The sequence below is a fragment of the Rheinheimera sp. genome (assembly GCF_020217005.1).
Classification (GTDB): Bacteria; Pseudomonadota; Gammaproteobacteria; order Enterobacterales; family Alteromonadaceae; genus Pararheinheimera.
In genome coordinates, this window is sequence record NZ_JAIWOI010000227.1 from 1 (window position 1) to 10,000 (window position 10,000).

Sequence of the window (10,000 nt, forward strand, 5' to 3'; positions counted from 1 at the left end):
CTCTTGTCTGCCAGGATAAAAGCCCGCTCCACTGCATGTTTCAATTCACGCACATTTCCTGGCCAGCTATGGTGTTTAATTTGGTCTAAAGCGGCTTCAGACCAGTGTTTCTGTTGCTTTTCTCTGGCATTGCAATAAGCAAGAAAATGATGTGCTAAACCACTAATGTCCCCAGCTCTATCACGCAAAGGCGGTACTTTCACTGGAAACTGCGATAATCTGAAATACAAATCTTCCCGCAAAATTCCGTCCGCGACTGCCTGTTGAGGATCTCTGTTAGTTGCAGCTATCACTCTGACATTAGCCTGGTAAACTTTATTACTGCCTACAGGCCTGTATTCTCCACTTTCCAGTACCCGTAATAGTTTTACTTGTTGATCCAGCGGCATTTCCGTCACTTCATCCAAAAATAAAGTGCCTCGTTCGGCTTGGGCAAATACCCCCTGATGATCACGCAGAGCGCCTGTAAAGGAACCTTTGACATGGCCAAACAGTTCACTGTCAATCAACTCTGAACTTAAGGCGCCACAATTTATGGCAATAAAAGCCTGGTCAGCTCTGTGACTGGCGAGGTGCAAAGTGGTAGCCACAAGCTCCTTGCCTGCACCACTTTCGCCGGCAATAAAGACGTTGGCTTCAGTGACAGCAACTTTGCGAACTGTTTTATACAAACTGAGCATAGGGGCAGAGGAGCCAACCAGTAAACCAAACTGGTCCAAATCACTGCTTTGTGCTTTGGTTTTTAGCGGCACAGTAGCAGCCTGCCGATAAAAATCCTGTATAGCGTCCAGTACAGAGGTCATATCAAGAGGCTGACGGAAATGGTAGCCAGCGCCAGAGCGCATCAGTTGATCCAGTACCAGGTCTGGTACGCCATTACTGACAAATATAAAGTCCATCCCAGCCAAAACCTGACTGTGCTGCAACAACTCATATTGGCTTTGCTCCAGACTGGTCACTTCAATAAAAGCTAAGTCGGCAGGCTGCCTGAGTAATTGCTCAACCCAACATTCATCGGTTTGGCTTTTGCAAATCACAAAACGCCGGACAATGTCCGACGCTAGTAGTTGTGCTGTTAAATCTGGGTCCTGCACATGCAGGAACAATAATGGCTGGGTCATAAGTACTTTCCATAGCGACAGACTGTAAATTTAACAGGGAGCTTGAGTAAAACTTACCGATTGGTGCTCAGCTTCCGGCCAGGAAAAATCAAAAATATTTATACATCATCAACTTACATCTTGGTACATGAATTGATTATGAATCCACATAGTTTATTTACTATGGAGTACCCATCTCATGGCCACAAACTTGCCTAATGACAGTACCAAACTACCCCATAAAGAGTTGTTAGCAGCTTTTTGTATTTTATTCCGCAAAGCCAGAGACTTTTATCAACACAATGCTAAGGTCGCGGCACCAGCAAATTTACGCCGGCATTTGGCCATGCTGGCTGAACTTCATCAACAAATTCTACAGAAGTTACCTGCTGCAGAAAGTCAGAGCCAAAACTCAGACATGACTGCTTTGACTGAACTGCTTTGCTGGTACAGCCACGAACCTCAACAGATAGCTCTGACATCCCTTAAGCAGCTACTGACCACTCAGTTGCAGTTGCAAAAAAAACTGATCCGGCAGTCTGACTTAGGTCAACACAGAAGCAACTTGCTGTATTTCACTGCCAGTTTACAAATTGCGGCCGATCAGTTAGCCGAACTAAAAACCAGTTGAATTGGCTTGAAACTTTTACCGGGTGGTAAGACAAAATTACAAAGGCAAAATGAATGCCCCCTTAAAGATTAATTAAATTTCATATAAATCAATACCATAAAATCTGGCATCAAACTGGCAATAGCTAATTGTCTCACTAACAAAAGGAGCGACATAATGAAACGCACAACATTAGCAGTGATGATCACTTTCACCTTGGCTTCAGTGTCAGCCATGGCGGCCAATGACTGGAAAGATGCCACTAAAGACGCCTGGATAGACGGTAAAGCCGAAACCACGCTGTTGCTCAATGGCAACCTGAATTCTTTTACCATAGACACCCATGTGAAAAACGGTGTGGTCACTTTAACAGGTGAAGTAGAAAGTGATGTGGATAAAGCCTTAGCTGCAGAACTGGTAGAAGGCCTGGAAGGCGTCAGCTCAGTCGAAAACAAACTGATGGTGAAAAAAGACAGCCAAACCCATGCTGATCCAAAAGCCATCAGTGCCTTAAAAGATGCAAAAATCGCCACTGTAGTAAAAACCAGCTTGCTGTTTGAACCTGAAACCAGTGGCACCAGCATAGATGTGGACGTCAGCAACAGCGTAGTCACACTCAGCGGTACTGTAGACTCAGACGCGGAAAAAGATTTGGCCGTTGCCAAAGCTAAAAACACTAAGGACGTGGTGGATGTAGTAGATAAACTTACCGTGTCAAAGGGTTAACTCCTTTAAGCTAAAGCCGGTCTGAATGGACCGGCTTTTTTAGTTCCGGCCATACAATTTCGTTATCTGTCTGTCGCTCCAGCGCAGCGTTTCAACGCCTTTCATCAAGATCTTCTTGCTCAGCTTTGACTCATGTAATAAATTAAGTTACATGAAAAGTGATAATAAACTCTCGTCCATTTTGCATGTCATTCTGCATCTGGCTGAACATCAACAGGCCATAACATCAGAGACACTTGCTCTTTACCTGAAAACAAATCCTGTGGTGATCCGTCGTATGATGGCGGGTTTGCGTCAAGCCGGATTAGTGATCTCAGTCAAAGGCCATGGCGGTGGCTGGACTATGGCTAAGCCTCTGACGGCTATTAGCTTACATGACGTGTATCAGGCCCTTGGCGCTCCACGTTTATTTGCTCAGGGATATCGACAGGACGCACCACAATGCCTGATAGAACAAGCGGTCAATGCATCATTGGATAGCGCCTTCGCTGAAGCAGAACGCCTGCTTCTGCAGAAATTTATCGGCTTGAGCCTGGCTGATATAGCTGCTGATTTTAAGCTCAGACGCCAACAACACCAGGCGACAACCACACAAGAGTAACAGACTATGAACTTTGATCTGATCATTGTTGGCGGCAGCTATGCCGGGATGGCGGCAGCCTTGCAGTTAGCGCGTGCCCGACGTTCTGTACTGGTGATAGACGCGGGACAAAGACGCAACAGATTTGCCGATAGTTCACACGGCTTCTTGACTCAGGATGGGAACAGTCCAGCAGCTATAGCTGCCACAGCGCAAGCTCAGTTGATGGCTTATCCAACACTGAAATGGCTGGACGCATCAGTGGTCAGTGCCAGTAAAATCAAGGCAGGTTTTCAGGTGAATACAGCACAACAAAGTTACCAGGCCAAACGTCTGATACTGGCCACTGGCGTGACGGATCAACTGCCTGCAATTACGGGCCTCGCAGAGCGTTGGGGCAAAACTGTGTTTCATTGCCCATACTGCCATGGCTACGAATTAAACCAAGGCCCCATAGGTGTGCTGGCGGCTGGGCCACTGGCATTGCACCATGCGCTGATGCTGCCGGACTGGGGCCCAACCACTTTATTCACTAACGAATGCTTTGAGCCTGATGCTGAACAAAAAGCGCAGTTGCGTGCCCGGAATGTTGTGATTGAATCAAGCAAAATTCTGCAGGTTTCAGGCAAAGCTGATGTGCAGCTAGCCACTGGTAAAATACTGCAGATGGCAGGGCTTTTTACTCAACCCAACACCACAGTCAACAGCACTTTAGCAGAACAGTTGGGCTGCCAGTTTGAACCAGGGCCAATGGGGGATTTTATTCAAACCAGCGCCAGCAAAGAAACCACAGTCCCGGGCGTCTTTGCCTGTGGTGATAACGCCCGGATGGCAGGCTCAGTGGCTATTGCGATAGGAGATGGCTCGCTCGCAGGGGCTATGGCCCACCAATCTCTGCTCTTTGGCCAGCTTAGCCACTAGCAGGTTGAGAGATTAACTGTTCTTCAAGCTGGTGCGGCCTGGCCAGATCTGAAGGCTGCACCGGGCCGCTCTTTGTGCAACGTGAACAGGCCCCGGGCTACAACTTAAACCGCGTCACTAACTCGTTTAAATCGATAGCCAGCCGCGACAGCTCATGAGCTGAAGCACTGGTTTGATTAGCCCCAGCAGCAGACTGAGTGGCCAAATCGCTGATATTTACAATATTGCGATCAACCTCGCGCGCTACCTTAGCCTGCTCTTCTGCCGCACTGGCGATCACCAGATTACTATCGTTAATTTTATTGATTTGGTCAGTAATAGTTGCCAGGGCTAAGCCTGCAGCTGTCGATACCTTCAGCGCTTCCTCGGCAGTCAGACTACTTTGCTGCATAGCATCCACTGCATTGCCTGTTTCGGTACGAATTTGTGTCACTATCAGCTCAATTTCCCGGGTTGAAAGCTGAGTCCGATGCGCTAAGGCTCTTACTTCATCGGCAACTACAGCAAAACCTCGTCCCGCTTCACCAGCCCTGGCTGCTTCAATCGCAGCATTTAATGCCAGTAAATTCGTTTGTTCGGCTATAGCCCTGATCACATCCAGCACTGTGCCGATTTGCTGAGACTGGGTCGCCAATTTTTGTACCAGTTCTGAGGTTGCCGCTACTTCTTTATTCATTCGATGAATAGAATTAACGGTATTTTCCACCTGTTGCCGCCCTTCCAGCGCTGCTTTAGCAGATTCAGCCGACGCTTCCGAGGTTGACGTTGCGGTCTGAGCCACTTCATCCACAGCTGAACTCATTTCAGTAATAGCTGTAGCGGCCTGTTGGATTTCATCATTCTGCCGTTGCAAACCTCTGGATGCATCATCAGTGACGGAGTTCAGTTCTTCAGCGGCGGAAGCAAGCTGAGTTGACGAGTTGGCAATATGTTGCAAGGCGTCGCGTAAATTCTGCTGCATCAACGCCAGCGCAGTTAATAACCTGCTGGTTTCATCTTGTCCTGAGATCTCAATAGTCTGAGTCAGGTCGCCTTTGGCTACGGTTTCGGCTAAAGATAATGCTTCCTTAATAGGTACTGTAATACTGCTTGTTAAAAGCATGGCGATACTGATACTGATCACTAAGGCGGCAATAATAGCGGCCGTCACCAGCCATTGGCTGCTTTGATAAGTAGAAAAAGACTCTTCACTGATTTCCATTGAGATGGTTTTGTTCAGTTCGGATAAATTGACCAGCTCTTGCGTCATCTCATTGGAATAGTCGTTCAGTTGCTCCAATTGACCCAAGGCACTGTTTTTGTCTGAATCCAGCAGAAAAGCCACTACTTTTTGCTGACCCCCTTCATAATTAGCCTTGGCCTGCAGAAACTTGTTGTATACCTGACGTTCCCGCTCGGAGCTGATTAAAGCTTCATATTCACGCTGGTAGCGGGCCACTTCCTGCTTCACTTTGTCCAGCCTTGCCAGCGTATCTGTCTCTGCTTTCGCATTTTCGGCGGCCATCAGCCTCAGTGTGAATACCCTGACCCTCATCATATTCAGGTTCAGATTAGATAGAGTGTCCAGACTTGGGATCACCTCTGTTTCAATAGTGTCAGCAACCTGCCTCATTGAAGCCATACTGCTTAAGGCAAAGACGCCTTGCAGCAAAACCAAACTTGTGATCAGCGCAAAACCAGCCAACAACCGGCTGCGGATCCCTACTTTTCGCATCAGCATACAACCCTCTTCCTCATTTCAGTGGGTACTAAAAAAGCCTCTCAGCTCAAGGCTCAGCAGCCAGTTTTTTTGGAGTATTCAACAAAGCAATGATAAAACCAGACAGCACCAGTAACACGCCAGCGTATTGAGCGGTACCGGGCAATTGGCCTGAAAATGGTATGCCAAGCCCTAAAGCAATAGCAGGAGATAAAGCCGGGAATATGGCGGCACGCCGGGTCCCCAGACAGTGTGCAGCCTTTGAGAAAGCAAATAATGCCACGACGCCGGATAACAGCCCTTGCACCAGCACTTGCTCCCACAATAATGCGGCATCAAGCATCAACAGATACCAGGGGCCTTTAAAAAACAAATACAGCGGGACATAAAACAAAGCAGAATAAACAGAAACCAGAATCAATGCTGACATGGCCGAAATATGCCAAAGCCGCACCAGCAGGATAAAAACAGCTAACATTATCCCGGACCCAATAAACATCAGATCATCGTAAATATAATGCATACCTGAGTGCCAGCCTGGCTCTACTATCAGCGTCAGGCCAGACAGCAAAACCACTACTCCAGTAATCCAGGCCCAGCTAAATTTTTCCTTTAAGATCATTGTAGAAAACAGCATGCTGCAAAAAATCAGTACTGTCAGCTGTAAAAATGCACCATGAACTAGAGGAGAATCGCTGTAACCACCCAACCCAAACCACAACAAAAGCGGTCCGGCCAACAGGCATAGCAGTAAACTTTTAGACCAGTGGATGTGATAAACGGCTTTATTCAGCACTAACAGAGGACAGAGCAGTAAACCTGCAGTGCAATAGCGGATCAAGGCGAGATCCCAGGCAGACATCCCCCTGACTATTCCCTGGTAGGAAACAGCCAGCCAACAGCCCCACAAGAAAGCAACAATAAGCCCATAAAACAAGCCTTCGACCAACTTGCCTTGTGATGATAAAGCCGCACTGGTGTTCTGATCCATTCGCTCATCCTTGATCGTCCATTGACGTCCGAAAACCGGATATATCAAAGAGACGATGCAGTTAAGCTTAAAACAGCTTGTTTTCGTATCCTGATCTATCTGGCCCTAACGCAAAGCCAAAGTCATTACGTTTAAAAACTGAGGAAAAATGTAACGTAAGTCATTGATACAGATCAAGTTTTTAATGTTTTAATCAAGAAATAGCGTTTTAATGACAATATAATTGTCATTAGTCGCTAATTAGCAACAATCTGGCGCAACAGCTGAATGGATGGCATAAAAATATTTCATCGTGCCAATTCTGCGGTTTATGCCATTTTTCTTGCCATCAATCGGCCTCTCTGTAAAAACCAAGACATAAACCTGCGGCCACTACCGTAAAGCCAAGCCACTGACTCAGAGCCGGTATCTGATGAAAAAGTAAAATGCCGAACAACAGAGTGACTGCGGGTGAAAAGGCAGGGAACAACACCGCTTTGCTTACTCCCAGGTAATGCACTGCCTTACTAAAAGCAAAGGATGCCAGCACACCGGACAAGATCCCCTGAAACATCAACTGCTCAATGATTTGATCAAAATCCAGCATTGATATACGCAGCGGACCATGGACTAACAAATAAAGCGGGCAATAAATCAAAGCAGACAGCACTGCAACCACTACGGTGGCAGCCAGGGCATCCACTTGCCAATACCAAATCAGAGTTAAAAACAGCGCCCAAATAAGGCCGGCAGCTACAAAAAGCAGGTCGCCTTTCCATAACCCGGTCGCGCCAGCTGGGGCTGGCAATAACGGACCAGCCACTGCCGCAAGTCCAATAAACAACACCAGAATGCCGGCCAGATAACTGAACTTAGGCACTTCTTTACTCCGCCAGAACAAGACCAGTAAAGAGCATAAAATCAGCGTTACAGCCTGGATCACGGTGCCGTGTGTTAAAGGGGCGTAAGAAAACCCCTGCACAGCCACCAGAGCAAAGACCGGGCCTCCCAGTAAGGTCAGTAATATTGACCGCCCCCAACCCACTTTCCGAAACATATTACTCAGCACCAACAAGGGCAGTAGTAATAGGCCAGATGTCAGGTAACGTAAAAAAGCCAGGTCTTCTGAACTAAAACCGTCGTTTAGCCCCTGACTGGACACCGCCATACAAGCACCCCAGATACAGGACCCCAAAAGACCGTAAACTACACCGGTAAAGTCGTCTTGTTGCCTTTTTTGCTGCATTCTGTAGCTATTGTTCATCTCAATACCTCATATCTGCGCCGGATCTGAACCTTACTGTTGACCGTACTTTAGTTGCACTATCTGTGCTGTCTCATGCTGATTGCTCAGAGCAAAATCCAGTAGAGCCGGAGGATTTAAAGGTTTGGCATAACAATAACCCTGCACTTCATCACAGCCACGAGCCCGCAATACATCTGCGGTAGCATTATCTTCAACACCTTCAGCTATCGCCTTCAGGTTAAAACTGTGGGCTAGTGTGATAATGGACTGCACTATGGCCTCGTCGTCAGGGTTACGGGCTATGCCTTTGACAAAAGACTGATCAATTTTCAGCTTGTCGACTGCAAAACGTTTCAGGTAGGCCATGTTGGAATAGCCTGTGCCAAAGTCATCGATAGATAACTTCACGCCTAAGGCTTTTAACTCGTTGATAATTCGCATTACACGTTCTGAATCCTGCAGCAGCATAGATTCAGTCAGCTCCAGCTCCAGCCACTGTGCAGGTAACCCTGAGTCTGCCAAGGCCTGGCGGACTTCTGCTACTAAATCGCCCTGGCGGAACTGCACTGCAGAGCAATTCACTGCCACAACAAAAGGAGCCATACCTTGCTGACGCCATACCATGGCTTGTTGGCAAACTTCGCGCATTAACCAGTTACTGATCGGTATAATCATGCCGTTCGCTTCGGCTGCAGGAATAAACTCTGCCGGCGAAATAAGTCCTTCCACCGGATGCTGCCAGCGCAATAAGGCTTCAGCACCGATAATGCGGCCAGTGGCCAGATCTAACTGAGGTTGGTACTGAATAAAAAGTTGTTTTTTAGCTAACGCCTGACGTAAATCAGTTTGCAACATCAGACGGCGTAAACCTTGCTCTCCCATAGTTCTGTGATAAAACCTATAGGTGTTACGGCCATCTTCTTTAGCTTTGTACAACGCCATGTCAGCCGCTTTAAGTAAGGCTTCAAAGCCAGCACCATGCAGCACATGAATAGCCACACCAATAGAGGGAGTCACTGACACCTGCTGAGCTTCTAGCCGCAGAGGTTGTTGTATTTGCGTAATGATGTCCTGCAATAGAAGCTTCAACTCTTCATGCTGCTGCGCAATACGCACCAGCAGCAGGTATTCATCTCCGCCTAATCTGGCAACAGTGTCGATACGGCTTTTAAAAGACAATAAGCGTTTGGCCACCGCATGCAACACAGCATCGCCGGCGTAATGCCCCAACGAATCGTTAATATTTTTGAAGTTATCTAAATCCAGATACAGCAGGGCTATATGACCGTCCTGCCCATCAACACCAGCCTGCAGTTGTTCAAATCTGTCTTTTAATAACCAACGGTTGGGCAGACCAGTTAATGCGTCGTGATAGGCCATATAGCTAATGCGTTGTTCCTGGTCTTTGCGCTCGGAAATATCCTGCAAGGTCACCACAGCACCTATTAACTGTTGATTTTTAACATTTGGATAAGCGCGGATCTCCACCTGGATTTGCTGCTGTTGCGCGTTAATAAAACTATGGTCGTCACAGTAAAACTCTTTACCCCGCCGAATTTGACTTAACAATCTGCCCATCAGATCAGTGCGTTCGCCATACTGGTCAACAAAATGGATATCAAGCACCTTGGACGACAAATCTGTGTCTTTGTCATAACCAAACAACTGCACACAACTCTGGTTACTGAAGGTGCATTCGCCACGTAAATTCAAACCAAAAATTGGATGCCCCACTGAGTGCAGTAATAAGCGGATATATTCCTCTTTATTCTGTAACTCTTTGGCTGAGCCCTGTTCTTTCGCTCTGGTTTTTTGCAGACGACGGCTGAAGATAAAACTCAGCAGGCAAATCAAAAAAGACAAGACTGTTGCCAACACAGAGCTTAAATACCACTCACTCAAATAATCCTCAGTGGCATAACCTGTGACCACTACGAAAGGGTAAGCCCCCACTCTTTTAAAACCATACAAACGTTTTACCGCATCCACTCTGGAGTGCATAAAAAGCACGCCTTCGTTTTGGCCTTCGGCCAGTCGCTGGTCAATTAAATCGGCTTCATAACGAGGCATTTTTTCTGTCCACTGTGGCTGGCGCACCACTGTGGCCGGAGGATCGATACGGCGCAGAGTTAATACCCCAGCAGCTCC

The 10,000-nt window shown here is 47.2% G+C and carries 9 protein-coding genes; 4 read left to right on the plus strand and 5 right to left on the minus strand.

All coding sequences use genetic code 11. From position 1 onward, the window contains the following. The coding region (locus tag LDL40_RS11125; RefSeq protein ID WP_300995443.1) for a sigma-54-dependent Fis family transcriptional regulator at positions 1–1,121 on the minus strand (1,121 nt) is incomplete at its 3' end. 178 nt (positions 1,122–1,299) lie between these two features. Here LDL40_RS11125 and LDL40_RS11130 point away from each other — a divergent pair. From LDL40_RS11130 to LDL40_RS11145, 4 genes are all read left to right on the plus strand, one after another. After that, positions 1,300–1,731: a hypothetical protein gene (locus tag LDL40_RS11130; RefSeq protein WP_300995445.1), complete on the plus strand. Its 432-nt coding sequence runs from the start codon at positions 1,300–1,302 to the stop codon at positions 1,729–1,731. A gap of 156 nt (positions 1,732–1,887) precedes the next feature. Then, positions 1,888–2,436 carry a BON domain-containing protein gene (locus tag LDL40_RS11135; protein WP_300995447.1) on the plus strand — a complete coding sequence of 183 codons (549 nt, stop codon included), beginning with the start codon at positions 1,888–1,890 and terminating at the stop codon, positions 2,434–2,436. A gap of 151 nt (positions 2,437–2,587) precedes the next feature. Further along, the gene (locus LDL40_RS11140) at positions 2,588–3,037 is read left to right on the plus strand and encodes an Rrf2 family transcriptional regulator (protein ID WP_300995448.1); all 450 of its coding nucleotides are present in this window, start codon (positions 2,588–2,590) and stop codon (positions 3,035–3,037) included. A 6-nt stretch (positions 3,038–3,043) separates the two neighbouring features. Next, positions 3,044–3,937 carry an NAD(P)/FAD-dependent oxidoreductase gene (locus LDL40_RS11145; protein ID WP_300995449.1) on the plus strand — a complete coding sequence of 298 codons (894 nt, stop codon included), beginning with the start codon at positions 3,044–3,046 and terminating at the stop codon, positions 3,935–3,937. Positions 3,938–4,034: 97 nt separating this feature from the next. Here LDL40_RS11145 and LDL40_RS11150 read toward each other — a convergent pair whose 3' ends face one another. From LDL40_RS11150 to LDL40_RS11165, 4 genes are all read right to left on the minus strand, one after another. Beyond that, the gene (locus LDL40_RS11150; RefSeq protein ID WP_300995451.1) at positions 4,035–5,657 is read right to left on the minus strand and encodes a methyl-accepting chemotaxis protein; all 1,623 of its coding nucleotides are present in this window, start codon (positions 5,655–5,657) and stop codon (positions 4,035–4,037) included. A gap of 46 nt (positions 5,658–5,703) precedes the next feature. Further along, positions 5,704–6,627, minus strand: a complete 924-nt coding sequence (locus LDL40_RS11155; RefSeq protein WP_300995452.1) for a DMT family transporter — start codon at positions 6,625–6,627, stop codon at positions 5,704–5,706. Between the two features lie 328 nt (positions 6,628–6,955). After that, positions 6,956–7,870: a DMT family transporter gene (locus LDL40_RS11160; RefSeq protein WP_300995453.1), complete on the minus strand. Its 915-nt coding sequence runs from the start codon at positions 7,868–7,870 to the stop codon at positions 6,956–6,958. Between the two features lie 33 nt (positions 7,871–7,903). Next, a partial coding sequence (locus tag LDL40_RS11165; RefSeq protein WP_300995455.1) for a bifunctional diguanylate cyclase/phosphodiesterase occupies positions 7,904–10,000 on the minus strand: 2,097 nt, incomplete at its 5' end.

Excerpts from the sequence above, each read along its gene's own strand:
- LDL40_RS11130 (WP_300995445.1), top strand. The coding sequence starts at position 1,300 with ATGGCCACAAACTTGCCTAATGACAGTACCAAACTACCCCATAAAGAG.
- LDL40_RS11135 (WP_300995447.1), top strand. The coding sequence starts at position 1,888 with ATGAAACGCACAACATTAGCAGTGATGATCACTTTCACCTTGGCTTCA.
- LDL40_RS11140 (WP_300995448.1), top strand. The coding sequence starts at position 2,588 with ATGAAAAGTGATAATAAACTCTCGTCCATTTTGCATGTCATTCTGCAT.
- LDL40_RS11145 (WP_300995449.1), top strand. The coding sequence starts at position 3,044 with ATGAACTTTGATCTGATCATTGTTGGCGGCAGCTATGCCGGGATGGCG.
- LDL40_RS11150 (WP_300995451.1), bottom strand. The coding sequence starts at position 5,657 with ATGCTGATGCGAAAAGTAGGGATCCGCAGCCGGTTGTTGGCTGGTTTT.
- LDL40_RS11155 (WP_300995452.1), bottom strand. The coding sequence starts at position 6,627 with ATGGATCAGAACACCAGTGCGGCTTTATCATCACAAGGCAAGTTGGTC.
- LDL40_RS11160 (WP_300995453.1), bottom strand. The coding sequence starts at position 7,870 with ATGAACAATAGCTACAGAATGCAGCAAAAAAGGCAACAAGACGACTTT.